Source organism: Aeromonas sp. 1HA1 (assembly GCF_029237385.1).
GTDB lineage: Bacteria > Pseudomonadota > Gammaproteobacteria > Enterobacterales > Aeromonadaceae > Aeromonas > Aeromonas popoffii.
Genome location: NZ_JAACGC010000020.1, coordinates 18,500 through 30,683, shown reverse-complemented (window position 1 = coordinate 30,683; position 12,184 = coordinate 18,500). Strand labels below are relative to the sequence as shown.

General features: G+C 59.8%; 16 protein-coding genes and 1 pseudogene. 9 read left to right on the top strand and 8 right to left on the bottom strand.

Annotation, left to right across the window (positions count from 1 at the left end; genetic code table 11):
* Positions 1-229 precede the first annotated feature (229 nt).
* Complete coding sequence (gene cysS / locus GWQ22_RS08760; RefSeq protein WP_275930062.1) at positions 230-1,606, bottom strand: cysteine--tRNA ligase; 1,377 nt, start codon at positions 1,604-1,606, stop codon at positions 230-232.
* 226 nt (positions 1,607-1,832) lie between these two features.
* Between cysS and GWQ22_RS08755 the strand changes: the two genes are divergently transcribed.
* Genes GWQ22_RS08755 through lpxH form a run of 3 tightly spaced genes read left to right on the top strand, consistent with a single transcriptional unit; the run spans position 1,833 to position 3,734 of the window.
* On the top strand, positions 1,833-2,330 hold the full coding sequence (locus GWQ22_RS08755; RefSeq protein WP_042034542.1) for a peptidylprolyl isomerase: 498 nt from the start codon (positions 1,833-1,835) through the stop codon (positions 2,328-2,330).
* Positions 2,320-3,000: a DUF4269 domain-containing protein gene (locus GWQ22_RS08750; protein WP_042034543.1), complete on the top strand. Its 681-nt coding sequence runs from the start codon at positions 2,320-2,322 to the stop codon at positions 2,998-3,000. The genes GWQ22_RS08755 and GWQ22_RS08750 overlap by 11 nt, the downstream gene beginning before the upstream one ends.
* Positions 2,997-3,734: a UDP-2,3-diacylglucosamine diphosphatase gene (gene lpxH, locus GWQ22_RS08745; protein WP_275930061.1), complete on the top strand. Its 738-nt coding sequence runs from the start codon at positions 2,997-2,999 to the stop codon at positions 3,732-3,734. Before GWQ22_RS08750 ends, lpxH begins: the two co-directional genes overlap by 4 nt.
* A 98-nt stretch (positions 3,735-3,832) precedes the next feature.
* Here lpxH and nrfD read toward each other — a convergent pair whose 3' ends face one another.
* The 4 genes from nrfD to GWQ22_RS08725 all read right to left on the bottom strand — a co-directional run bounded on the left by nrfD (position 3,833) and on the right by GWQ22_RS08725 (position 6,559).
* The gene (gene nrfD, locus GWQ22_RS08740; protein ID WP_275930060.1) at positions 3,833-4,786 is read right to left on the bottom strand and encodes a cytochrome c nitrite reductase subunit NrfD; all 954 of its coding nucleotides are present in this window, start codon (positions 4,784-4,786) and stop codon (positions 3,833-3,835) included.
* 45 nt (positions 4,787-4,831) lie between these two features.
* On the bottom strand, positions 4,832-5,500 hold the full coding sequence (locus tag GWQ22_RS08735) for a 4Fe-4S dicluster domain-containing protein (RefSeq protein ID WP_042034546.1): 669 nt from the start codon (positions 5,498-5,500) through the stop codon (positions 4,832-4,834).
* A complete protein-coding gene (gene nrfB / locus GWQ22_RS08730) occupies positions 5,497-6,129 on the bottom strand; it encodes a cytochrome c nitrite reductase pentaheme subunit (RefSeq protein ID WP_275930059.1) in 633 nt (210 codons plus the stop codon). The genes GWQ22_RS08735 and nrfB overlap by 4 nt, the downstream gene beginning before the upstream one ends.
* A 160-nt stretch (positions 6,130-6,289) precedes the next feature.
* Entirely contained in the window at positions 6,290-6,559 is a 270-nt protein-coding gene (locus GWQ22_RS08725) for a c-type cytochrome (RefSeq protein ID WP_275930058.1), read from the bottom strand.
* 10 nt (positions 6,560-6,569) lie between these two features.
* Between GWQ22_RS08725 and GWQ22_RS08720 the strand changes: the two are divergent.
* Both GWQ22_RS08720 and GWQ22_RS08715 read left to right on the top strand, forming a co-directional pair.
* Positions 6,570-8,174 (top strand): annotated as a pseudogene (locus GWQ22_RS08720) (MtrB/PioB family decaheme-associated outer membrane protein); the annotation flags it as partial.
* A gap of 397 nt (positions 8,175-8,571) precedes the next feature.
* Positions 8,572-8,748, top strand: coding sequence for a DUF3606 domain-containing protein (locus GWQ22_RS08715; protein ID WP_080741165.1), 177 nt, complete (start codon positions 8,572-8,574; stop codon positions 8,746-8,748).
* A gap of 108 nt (positions 8,749-8,856) precedes the next feature.
* Here GWQ22_RS08715 and GWQ22_RS08710 read toward each other — a convergent pair whose 3' ends face one another.
* The gene (locus tag GWQ22_RS08710) at positions 8,857-9,216 is read right to left on the bottom strand and encodes a hypothetical protein (protein ID WP_275930078.1); all 360 of its coding nucleotides are present in this window, start codon (positions 9,214-9,216) and stop codon (positions 8,857-8,859) included.
* A 207-nt stretch (positions 9,217-9,423) separates the two neighbouring features.
* On the opposite strand from GWQ22_RS08710, the gene GWQ22_RS08705 reads away from it, so the two are divergent.
* The 4 genes from GWQ22_RS08705 to GWQ22_RS08690 all read left to right on the top strand — a co-directional run bounded on the left by GWQ22_RS08705 (position 9,424) and on the right by GWQ22_RS08690 (position 11,531).
* Positions 9,424-9,828, top strand: a complete 405-nt coding sequence (locus GWQ22_RS08705; protein WP_042034553.1) for an MbcA/ParS/Xre antitoxin family protein — start codon at positions 9,424-9,426, stop codon at positions 9,826-9,828.
* Complete coding sequence (locus GWQ22_RS08700) at positions 9,828-10,517, top strand: RES family NAD+ phosphorylase (protein ID WP_042034554.1); 690 nt, start codon at positions 9,828-9,830, stop codon at positions 10,515-10,517. Before GWQ22_RS08705 ends, GWQ22_RS08700 begins: the two co-directional genes overlap by 1 nt.
* Positions 10,518-10,569: 52 nt before the next feature.
* A complete protein-coding gene (locus GWQ22_RS08695) occupies positions 10,570-11,076 on the top strand; it encodes a hypothetical protein (protein ID WP_275930057.1) in 507 nt (168 codons plus the stop codon).
* A 158-nt stretch (positions 11,077-11,234) separates the two neighbouring features.
* Positions 11,235-11,531, top strand: coding sequence for a putative quinol monooxygenase (locus tag GWQ22_RS08690; protein WP_275930056.1), 297 nt, complete (start codon positions 11,235-11,237; stop codon positions 11,529-11,531).
* A gap of 129 nt (positions 11,532-11,660) precedes the next feature.
* Here the strand turns inward: GWQ22_RS08690 and GWQ22_RS08685 are convergent, their stop codons facing one another.
* Positions 11,661-11,969 carry a hypothetical protein gene (locus GWQ22_RS08685; RefSeq protein WP_275930055.1) on the bottom strand — a complete coding sequence of 103 codons (309 nt, stop codon included), beginning with the start codon at positions 11,967-11,969 and terminating at the stop codon, positions 11,661-11,663.
* A gap of 78 nt (positions 11,970-12,047) precedes the next feature.
* Positions 12,048-12,170 (bottom strand): cytochrome bd-I oxidase subunit CydX, encoded by a 123-nt coding sequence (cydX, locus tag GWQ22_RS08680; protein WP_108537179.1) that lies wholly within the window; start codon positions 12,168-12,170, stop codon positions 12,048-12,050.
* Positions 12,171-12,184 lie beyond the last annotated feature (14 nt).

Genomic DNA, 12,184 nt, shown 5'->3' with positions numbered 1-12,184 from the left:
CCAATTTGGCGCGAGAACAGGGAAATTCGAAGCGAACTGGCGCTTCAAAGAGGTTAGCTCCCCTCACCCTGGCCCTCTCCCGCAAGGGGAGAGGGGATCAGAGCGCAGGCCACCGAGGCTTAAGAGGTGTCGAAGGAAAAGGCACAAACAAAAACCGCAGCCTTTTGAAGGCTGCGGTTTTTTATTGGCTCAACCTGTTGGCACCAGACGCCAACAAGGCCCACCGGCCTTAGGCACGGCGCCAGCTGGTCTTGCCGGCGCTGTCTTCCAGCACGATACCCATCTCGGTGAGACGGGCTCTGGCGGCATCGGCGGCGGCCCAGTTTTTGTCGGCGCGGGCCTGATTGCGCTGGGCGATCAGCTGCTCAATTTCGGCCACTTCGTCATCGGCGTCATTGCCCTTGAGGAAGGCGTCCGGATCCTGCTGCAAGATGCCGAGCACGGCGCCCAGTTCGCGCAGGCGGGCACCCAGGCCTGCGGCAACTGTGATGTCTTCGGCCTTCTGGCGGTTGATCTCGCGCACCAGATCGAACAGGGCGGAGTAGGCTTCCGGGGTGTTGAAGTCGTCATCCATCGCCTCATTAAAGCGAGCCACCTGCTCGTCACCACCGGCAGCAGGGGCCAGCGGCAGGTCGCGCAGGGCGGTGTACATCCGCTCCAGCGCGGTGCGGGCTTGCTTCAAGTTATCTTCCGAGTAGTTGAGCTGGCTGCGGTAGTGGCCAGACATCAGGAAGTAACGCACGCTCTCGGCGTCGTAGTGAGCCAAGACATCGCGGATGGTGAAGAAGTTGCCAAGGGATTTGGACATCTTCTCTTTATCCACCATCACCATGCCGCTGTGCATCCAGGTGTTGACGTAGTCGCCACCGTGGGCGCAGCAGGACTGGGCAATTTCGTTCTCGTGGTGCGGGAACTGCAGATCGGAACCGCCGCCGTGGATGTCGAAGTGGTTGCCAAGGTGCTTGGAGTTCATGGCGGAGCACTCGATGTGCCAGCCAGGACGACCCGGGCCCCAGGGGCTTTCCCAGGTCGGCTCGCCGGGCTTGGACATCTTCCACAGCACGAAGTCGAGCGGGTTACGCTTGGCATCCACCACGCCGACCCGGGCACCGGCTTGCAGCTGCTCCAGATCTTGGCCCGAGAGTTTGCCGTAGTCGGCGTAGGAGTCGACGATGAACATGACGTCGCCGTTGTCGGCCACGTAGGCGTGATCCTTGGCGATCAGGCTCTCAACCAGTTCGATGATTTCACTGATGTGCTGGGTGGCGCGGGGTTCGACGTCCGGGCGCACCATGCCGAGGGCATCAAAATCCTGGTGCATGTCGCCGATCAGGCGCTCGGTGAGATCGTCACAGGTGACGCCGGTCTCGGCGGCGCGCTTGATGATCTTGTCATCCACGTCGGTGACGTTGCGCACGTAGTTGAGCTGATAACCGCTGTAACGCAGGTAACGGGCCACCACGTCGAAGGCGACGAAGGTGCGACCGTGGCCGATATGACAGTGATCGTAGATAGTGACGCCACACACATACATGCCCACCTTGCCCGGGTGGATAGGTTTGAATTCTTCTTTTTGACGAGTGAGTGTGTTGTATATCTTCAGCATCTTATGACCACTGCCTGTGAGTAAAATGGCCTGCCATTCTACCCGCATCCGGTGGAGAAAACGAGGCAGAAAACAGGGCGGATCCGGCCTCACAGCCATGTCAGCGCTATGCCAGACGACCACTATGGGCTAGAATTGCCACCACTTTATGCCATAGCCCCTGCAACAAGCTGCGAGCCGCTTATCTGCCCGCGCAACTTTTGCCCAAAGAATGAAAGGACATATCATGGTTACTCTGCACACCAATCACGGCGACATCACTCTGACCCTGAACGCGGAAAAAGCCCCGGAAACCGTGGCCAACTTCCTGCAATACTGCCGTGACGGTCACTACGACAACACCATCTTCCACCGCGTCATCGACGGCTTCATGATCCAGGGCGGCGGCTATGCCCCTGGCTTTGAAGAGAAAGAGACCCGCGCCTCCATCAAGAACGAAGCGGCCAACGGTCTGTCCAACAAGGTCGGCACCATCGCCATGGCCCGCACCATGGAGCCGCACTCTGCCAGCGCCCAGTTCTTCATCAACGTGAGCAACAACGACTTCCTCGATTTCAAATCCGCCACCACCCAGGGCTTCGGCTACTGCGTATTCGGTGAAGTGACTGCGGGCATGGACGTGGTCAACAAGATCAAGGGCGTCAAGACCGGTAACGCCGGCCGCATGCACCAGGATGTACCGGTAGAGGACGTGGTGATCACCAAGGTGACCCTTGCTGACTGATCTCTGCCTTCTGCGAGATGAACTGACTGCGGCCCCGGCCGCAGTTTTTCCATCTGCACTTGCCACGGGCCCGAACTGGCGCCGCCTCGACTATCTGGCTCACGGCAACGAGCGCCAGCGCGCGGCCCATGCCCTGCTCACCGGCACGCCCCTGTGGCGCGAGTTGCAAAGCCGGTGTCTGGACGTGGCGCTGGTGAGCACCCTGGCCATCGGGCTCGACCGGCCCGGCAGCGATCTCGATATCCTCTGCCAGCATGAAACGCCCGCCATACTGGCCGCCCAATTTGCCGAACAGGGTTGGCAACGCCGCGCCCTGGGCAGCGACATCTGGCTGCTGGAGCAGACCCTGACCGACGCCGATGGCCGCAGCTGGCCCATCGAGCTCTATGTCACCCCGGCGCGGGTCGAGACCCTCAACGGCTGGCGCCACCTCAGCCTGATGGCCGCCCTGATCGAGCACTTTGGTCACCCCTTTTACCGCACCCTGCTCGCCCTGCGCCTGCAGCAAGGGCTGAAAGGGGAAGCGGCCATCTGCCGCCTGCTGAAATTGTCCGGCGATCCCTATCAGGCGCTGTTGACCCTGGAAGGCCGCAACCTTGACCAGTTTGACTGGCACCCTCACCCTATGACCCATACAGCCAGAATCGGGGCACCTCGCACGCCATCATGAGCACCCTCTTTATCAGTGACATTCACCTGTGCAGCGATCGGCCCGACATGACGGCCGCGCTGGTGCACTTTCTGGAGCACGACGCACCCGGTGCCGACGCCCTCTATGTGTTGGGAGATCTGTTTGAATTCTGGATTGGCGACGACGATCCCAATCCGCTCCTCCAGCAGATCGCCGAGGCCTTTGCGGCCCTGAGCCAACAGCAGGTGCCCCTCTATTTCATTCACGGCAACCGCGACTTTATGCTGGGCCAGCAGTTTGCCAAGCGGGCTGGCATGACCCTGCTCGGCGACCCTTGCGTCATCGAGCTCTATGGGGAGCGGGTGCTGCTGAGCCACGGCGATCTGCTCTGCACCCGGGATGAGGGATATCAGAAGTATCGCCGCATCACCCAGTTCAAGTGGCTGCGCTGGCTGTTCTTGCGGTTGCCACTGACCCGCCGTCAGGCCATCGCCCACAAGATCCGTGGCCAAAGCAGGATGGAGAAAACCGTCAAACGCCAGACCATCATGGATGTGACGCCACAGGCGGTGGACGATATGCTGCGCCAGCATGGCTGCCGAACCATGATCCACGGCCACACCCACAGGCCCGCCATCCACGACTTCACGCTCGACGGTCAACCCGCCCGCCGCATCGTGCTGGGGGACTGGTTCGAGCAGGGATCCGTGCTGGTGTGCCGCCCCGGCGAGCAACGCCTCGAAGTGCGGGCCCTGCAAGGGGCCAGTGACTGAGCGGTCACGGGCGAACAACCGCGACACACGGCCATGAAAAAGGCGGGATCATCCCGCCTTTTTGCTTTTTCTCTTGCGCCAAGGCAGAGCCGGGCGCGTTACATCACCGTCATCTGACCGGCATAGAGGATGAAGTAACGCAGCAGCAGTATGCCCACCAGACTCAGGCTGCAGATCAGCGCCAACCGGGCAGGCTGGTGTGCCCGCGCCTTAGCGCCAAACAGCCCCAGCAACTGGGGCAGCACTATGCCAAGGCCTATCACCCCGAACCAGAACACCTGGGACCAGAAACCGCCGCCAAGCGCCGCCCACATGGCTGCCTCGCGCTGACCACCACCGAAGTAGAGGCCGGTGAAGAAACAGACCAGCAGGAAGATCTCGATGGCGACGATGGGCCGCTCGAACCTGTGCACGAAACTCACCCCCTGGCTGTGGCCATCCTCCCGAAACAGGGTCACCGCTAGCAAGATGGTGGAGGCGATGCCCGAGCTGATGCCGGACACCAGAAACAGTGCAGGCAGGATGGGATTGTTGAGCATGGGGTAGGTCTTGAGGGCGGAGAGCAGGAAGCCGGTGTAGGCCCCGAGCAACACCGCCAGCAGCAACAGCAAGGGGCTGAGCAGCCGTTCAAGCTGCGCCAGCTTGCCAATCAGGGTGTCGATAAAGGCGAACTTGTCCCCTAGCCACTGCCGACGCAGCGCCCCGATCTCGGCCCTGAACACCACGGCCAGCCAGGCGAACAGCACCGCCATATAGACCTGAAACAGCATGACCCCCATCGACATGACGGAGTCGAACTGGTAGTGGAACATCAGCTTCCAGAAGGTCCAGGGACGGGCCAGGTGGAAGATAAGGATCAAGAGCCCCAGGATCACACTGAGCGGCGCCAGTATGGCGGTGGCCCTGATGATGCCACTCTCGCTGCCGGCCCCCTGGCGCCGCAGCAGCACCGACAGGGTGGTCGACCCCGCCGAGATGCCAAGCAGGAACAGGTAGATGGCGATGGGGCCGTCCCACACCAGAGAGCCGAAGTGAAATGCGTCATGCCACATGGTGCATACCTCCCATCAGACAGAGACCATCAGACCGATGTGCGCTCATGATGCCACCTCCCCTTTGGGCACCCGGTACATCTTGGGCGAGGTGCCGAGGAACCGTTTGTAGCGATAGGTGGTCTCCTGCACCAGCCGCCTGGCGATGGGGCTTTGGGGGTCATCCAGATTGCCGAACACCAGCGCCTTGGTGGGGCATGCCTCCACGCAGGCGGGCTGCTTGCCATTGGCCAGGTTGGTCTTGCGGCAAAAATCGCACTTGTCGGCGACGCGGGTCACCGGGTTGATAAAACGCACCTGATAGGGGCAGGCCGCGAGGCAATAGCGACAGCCGACGCAGAGATCGGGATTGATGTCGACGATGCCATCCTCGACCCGGATATGGGAGGCGCCGGTCGGGCAGACATGCACGCAGGGGGCATTGTCACAGTGCTGGCAGGATTTGCGAAAGAAGCGGTACGCCTGATCCGGATACTCCCCCACGGGGCCACTGCGCAGGATCTCCAGCCGGGTGACCTCGGGTGGCACCTGATTGACCTCGCGGCAGGCATCCATGCAGGCGGTGCAGCCGATGCAGGCCGTCTCGTCGTGGATCATGCCGTAGCGCACCCCCTCTATGGTCATGCTGTTGGCGAGGGCGCGGGGCGAACCTGTCATCAGGATCAAGGCGCTGGCACTCATCCCCACCATAAACTCGCGACGGGTCGTGCTCATGCGCCCTCCTTGACGGCAGCTTGCTGCTTGGCCTCATGCTGCTTACTGTGGCAGTCGACGCACAGCTTGATGCGGGACTTTTCGGGAATGCCGACCATGGGCTCCTTGGCCGGGTGCAGCTGGTGACAACTGGTGCAGCTCACCCGGGTGGCGTGCACGTCGTGGGCCCACAATGCCTTGCGCAGATCGTCCGGCTCATGGCAACTCATGCAGACACCGTTCTGCTGGCTGAGGGGAAACGCCTCGTCACCAAAACGCATCACATCGACCATGCCGCCGCGCTGTTTACGGTGATCGGCCGACGCATTGCCGTGACAGTTGGTGCAGGTGACCGCCTCATTGGTGTTGGGGTTGGTGACGCTGCCGTGCTTGCCGTGCATCCCCTCCTCCCCATCGTGACACTTGTCGCACTTGGCAAAGCGGGCAGCCGCTTTTCTGGCGGCGGCCTTTTTCTTCTCCGCCTTGGCCTGACGTTCGGCCAGGGTTGACTGACCGGCTGGTGCGGCGGTGGATGAGGCCTGGGTGTGGGTGGTCGGGGTATCGGTCGCCGGGGCCACCTCGGCCCTGGCAAACTGGGTTGTGCCCAGGCAGAGGCTGCCGAGCAGCAGCCACTTAATGACAGCGTTCATAAAAACTCCGGATCAGGGACACCCGGCGGGTGTCATCTCCCCCAGTGCGCAAAAAAGGAGCGGATAGCAGCGCCTTTGACGGTCATGACCGGGTAGCAGGAGCACACCCCGCCGGCGGGCGGCGAGGTGGCTGCGTCAATGGGAGCGGGTGCGGCGACGGTTACTGCTGGCTTGCGTAATACTCGGCCAGCGCCTTGAGGTCTGCATCGCTCATGGCGATGAGCGGCTTGTTCATCTTCTCGTCGTTGCTGCGCTTGCCGGCCTTGAACTCCTGCAGTGCAGTCAGCAGGTAGCCCTTGGGCTGACCGGCGAGGATGGAGGCTTCATCTTCCGCCACAGAGCCCCCTTCCGAGTGGCACTTCTTGCAACCGGACTCTTCGTGCAGCTTCTGCCCGGCCTTGGCCAGCGCCGCATCGAATGGCTGCTTCATCGGCTGGTAGGGCTACTCGGAGTCCCCCTTTTACTGGAACAGCCATGGGCGCAGCGTCTATCGACCGGGGGACAGCCCGCTGACCCAGGGCCAGCTGGCCGAATTTGACAAGGAGGTGGTGCGCAAGAAGCTGGCCGCTGGGCTCGCCTATACGCCAAAGAGCCCATGGCGCCCCTATGCCGATTTTTCTCATGAGAAAAAAGAGGCCACCCTCGCCTACTACCAGCCGACCGTGCCCGGGGTCGGCGGCGTGCCCGGCCTCCTGCCCAAGCCCGTCGACGATACCTCGACCACCCTGGTCAAGAGCGGCGTCAGTTATCTGGGCGAAGGCTGGCTGGTCGATCTCGCCTACAACGGCTCCCTCTACCGCACCGATGACACCGCCCTCTATTACGGCAGCGTCACCGACCCTTACGCCAACGAACGCGCCTATGAACCCGACAACAACTTCCACCAGTTGAGCCTCTCCGGCCAGTACAACTGGGACAGGCAGAGCCTGACTGGCCGCGTCCTCAGCAGCCAGGCCACCTCCAACGGCAGCCTGACCGCCTTTCGCAATGCCCCCGTCACTCAGGATGACTTCCACGGCGAGATCAGCACCTTCCAGGCCGATGCCAAATGGGTGAGCCGCGTTGGCCGGGATCTCACCCTGCGGGCCGGTGGGGAGTATCGGGATCGCAAGGACAAGTCAGACGAATACGCCGTGATCGGCAAGCCGCGCAGCAAGCGTGATCATACCCGCAGCAAGGCGGATCTGGAGGCCGACTACAGGCTCAGCCGCGCGGTCAAGCTCACCACCGGCTACCAGTACAAGGCCGATCAGCGCGAACAGGCAGACCGGCAGGATACCGACGAGCACACCCTGTTCCTCAAGGGACGCTACCGCCCGCCCGGCCCGCTGCAACTGGGCGGCAAACTCGCCTGGGGCACCCGCAACGGCTCTGACTGGCGTCACGACAACGCTGGCGGCAACGGCAGCCCGACCCTGCGCCAGTTCTATCTGGCGGATAAGGACAGGGTGGAGCTCAGAACCGACCTCGGCTACCAGTTCAGCGAGGGGCGGGATGCCAGCCTGGAAGGCTGGTGGGCCAAGGATGATTACAAGGAGCCGGACATAGGGCGCAGCGAGGGCGAGGACTATGGCCTAGACCTCACCCTCAACCAGCAGTTTGACGACAACCTGAGCGGCCATCTGTTCAGCAACCTGCAGTGGATCACATCAAAGCAGAACCACGCCTACACAGGCGCGCCGGACTGGGATCCCTACCGCACGGCGGTGCGCGACGAGATCACCACCCTGGGGTTGGGACTGACCCAGAAGAAGGCATTTGACCGGGATCTGGAGCTGGGGCTCGACTACAGCTTCGCCTATGGTCGCGGCAAGACGGACGCCAGCAAGGGCTATAACTACCCCGACCTCACCAGCAAGCAGCACCGGCTGGAAGGTTATGCCCTCTATCAGCTCACCCGGCAGCATTCGCTGCGCTGGGATGTGCGCTACGAATACTTCCAGGATGTGGATTACCTCTACACCGGCGAAGAGCGCAACCTCGGCAATTTGAACCAGGACTACAACGGCTACTTCACCGCCGTCTCCTGGCTCTACAAGTTCTGACCGCTGTGCAGTAAACCCAAGGGGAGCCTGGCTCCCCTTTTTCTTGCCTGATGAAGGGGCCCATCCGCCCCGCCCTGAAGCGCGCGGTTTTGGCCACGGGGCCTGCGGGCGCAAGCCTACCGTGACCATCAAGATGCTCGGGGTATTCGGAATGCCCGGGATGCTTGGAATGCCCGGAATGGATGACCCCATCAGCTACCTGATCTGACAACCGCTTTGCGTGCAATGCGCATCATCCAGCCACAGGGTCCGATGATTCGGGTCGTGAGCGGGCCTTGTTTCACCCGCTACCTGCGTTGTGTGAGCCCCATCACCACGCCCACGACCGATATGGAGGAACATGAGCACAGAGTCAGGACCGCTGTCTCGCCAACCATTTCAACAAGTTGAGGTTCCTATGCCTGACAACAATACCATCGCCCATCCCCTCGATGCCAAAAGCATCAACGTCAACGACCCCTATGAGATGAAGCTGTGGATCAAGACCTTCGAGTGCACCGAAGTACAGCTGAAAAGAGCGGTGAAAGCCGTCGGCACCTCGGGCAAGGCCATCAGAAAACACCTCAAGAAATAGACTCCCAGCTCCGGGTCATCATTACCTGACAACAAGCCCACCCCGCGCGAAACCTGCACTTTGAGGCGGGCCGCTATGCCACGAATAGCGGCCTCTTCCGCTGCTATCTCAAAGGTATGGGCGGGCGCTGGCTACCCGCGCCGAGCGCTCCCCAATGATCCAGATTGGATGCCAGATGGCCAGCCACCAGCCGAACAGGCAGGAACGGATGAATACGTGATCCCGGCCCATGACCAGGACTGGCCGATACTGGTCCAACTCTGCGGCAAGGTCTACCGAACCAGTTTCAGACCAAAGCCAACCGTCCCAAGGTGTCGGTGCACTCAGCTGATGGCCGACCGGTTGGCCGCCGGGCTCACCACCGTGGTCATCTACCAGCGCGACGCCATCAGGTACGCCGTCACAGGCAGCACCCTCTTTATCGCTCCGGGCAGCATTACCGACCCGCTGCCGAACAGCCCAACCCAAGGTACCAGCCTGCACTGCATCAGGTAGTGTCTGACAACAAAGCGTTTTTGCGTGACCTAAAACAAGAGCATTAATGTTCATATCTACTCACACTTGTACATGTGTGCATACATGTGTACATGCATGCACATTTCTTCTACACTAAACTCAAGTTAACATTTCACGCGCCAGACAGCAGTCTGGCGCTGATTACATTAAGGAGGAGATATGGCCAATACAGCACGAAAAGCCCTGAAAAATGGCGCCATTGACCCCAGCAAGGCACTGCCTGTGGTATTCCGTATTCTGGATAAGTGGCAATGCAATACGGATGAACAGCTGAAGCTTCTTGGCATCTCATCTCGTTCAACATTGAACAAATACAAGGAATCAAGCGGTGGGATCCGCCTGACCGTGGATATGCAAGAACGGATGAGCTACATCCTCAATATCCACAAGTGTCTGAGGATGTTGTTCAGTGCCGACGACAGCATCTACGGCTGGGTGCGTAAACCCAACAGCCACCCCTTCTTTGCCGGGCGCAGCGCGATGGACATTATGAACGCTGGCCGCGTGGCTGATTTGTATGAGGTCGCCACCCGCCTGCATGCCTGGCGCGGGGGAATGGCCTGATGCAAGAGCAGCCACTGATTGAACTCAAGGGGGAGCGAGCCTATCGGATCATTCCAAGCCGCTACCCCACCATCGATCTCTATGAAGACGTGGCCAATGCGGACGAACTGGAGGCCGTCTGGGCCATCGAGTCACTGACCAATGATCGGTTGAATGAAGCGGCGGGAGATCTGTCGTTGGTACCGAAAGAGGATTGGTTGGTGGGGCTGAATGGCAGCAGCTATGTGATGGCAGCCTTCACCCATATCAACCCGGAAGGGGCCAGATTCACCACTGGCGATTTCGGCGGGTATTACTGTGCGCCCCTACTCGATACCGCCATCAAAGAGACGGTCTATCACCAGGAGCGGATGTTCAGCTACACCAACGAACCCGCTCAGAAAGTACAGATGCGGGTGCTCTATACCGAGTTCAACGCCAATCTGGTCGATATCACCAGCGCGGAATTTCTCTCCACCCCGCTTTATCACGCAACCAGCTATGGTCAATCCCAAGCTTTCGCCCAAGAGCAGAAAACCAAGGGGATGGACGGTATCCACTACCGTTCTGTGCGCCACAGCGGTCATAACTGCCATGTGCTCTATCGCCCCCGCCTGGTCACCAAGATCCACCAAGCCCAGCATCTGGAATACCACTGGAATGGCAGTGCCATCGCCAATGTATTGGAGATCAAACTTTATGGGGAATAAGCTTTCGTCTTATTGATAATAAGTTCTGAGATACCTCTTGTAGAATAAACCATTGCAAAAAAGCAGCCCGATAAATATATCCATTCAGCTTGATGAAACCCAGGGCTCTTCTCGGCAAGGCCGCTCAGCCTCAGAGGCCAATCAAGATGACTCCTACATATCCATTGCTATGGATGCAGAGAACAAGCCTTTGACTCAGAACGCCATCACTAAAACGGCTTCTGGATTCAACTACGGATGGTATACCAAGTGTGCCGGCTTGGCGGTTGGCGGCGGCATCATAAGCTGTCAGATTGATGCAGAAGCGGCAAACTACAACTATCTGACGTTCACCGGTGAAGGTGGGGGCATTGGATATGGCTATATAGAAGGTGTATGGACATCGATTTATCCTAAAGATCAACTGCGTGGGCGCTCTGGCACCTTCCGATACGCGTCCTTCCTGTATTCATCTATCACCATGAAAGATAAAAATGCATCAAGTGACCACAGCTGGTTCAAGGGGGGCGGTATGACAGTTGGTTTCTTTGGTGGCAATGCCAGAATTAATCCTAGATAAGACTAAGAACCGTATAAGGCAATAGTGGGTTCCAGCACTATTGCCTTTATTTTCTCCCATTACTGCTATTCCCCTTAATACGGTTTTGCGACCAGCGCCCTGTTTTCAGCAAGTAGCGACAGGCATACTGACCCTTCTTTTTTGCCAAGGAGGTTCAGATGTCATCACCCGTGATTGTGATTGCCCAGCTTGAAGCCAAACCCGAATATGCCGAGCTGTTTCGCGCCGCCCTTGAGCCGCTGATGGCGGCCACCCGGCAAGAGGCCGGTTGCCAGCGTTATCAGCTGCATCAGGATCGGGACAATCCCCACAGCTGGATGCTGCACGAGCAGTGGGAGAGCGGATCCGCTCTCACCGCCCATCAGCAGCAGCCACACTTCATCGACTTTATCGCCAGGGCCGAGCCTTGGCTTGCCAGCAGCAATATTCGCCGCTATCAGCCGCTGGATGCCTGATCTGCCCTTGTGCCACTTGCCGCCGTGCAGCCCTGCAGCCCTGCATGGCGCAAGCTTGTCCCCACTCTTGAACAACACCTCCCTATCTCTTTGCCGCATAAAAACAAGCGCCCCATGCCGTAATGCAGGTCAGTTAAGAGAATGTGAGCCCCCAACTGCGAGGTATAAGGGCCGCTCATCTCTTTTCACGCCCTGTTTTTTTGCCTGTTGTGCAAGTCGGCCAGATGAGCGGTGTGAAAGTGGGTGATGCCGATAACATCGACCTGATGCGCGTTTGGCCCCTGCCTGACCAAAGCGCAGGTAGACGCCGCCACTGCCGGGCACCCGCTGGGTGAAGGTTTTGTCCTGCGGGGTCAGTTGTACCGGTTCGGCATGCGCTTGGGCGGCAGCGATCGCGCAGCCGATGGCCAGCGCCACCGTTTTCAAGGTCTGTTTCATCACCATTAGCGGTCGGTTGTATGACAACAGAGGTTGGCTGGGGCTATGCACCTGGGCGCATTCCCCAGCCGACGGGGGTCAGCGGTGGGGCGGATTGTCGTCCCGTTCATCGGCTTCCCAACGCGCTTCCAGCCAGAGCAGGTTGCACAGGCCAAGCAGCAGGGCGAAACCCAGGCCCAAAATCCAGGTGAAATACCACATAAAGGCTCCCTTGA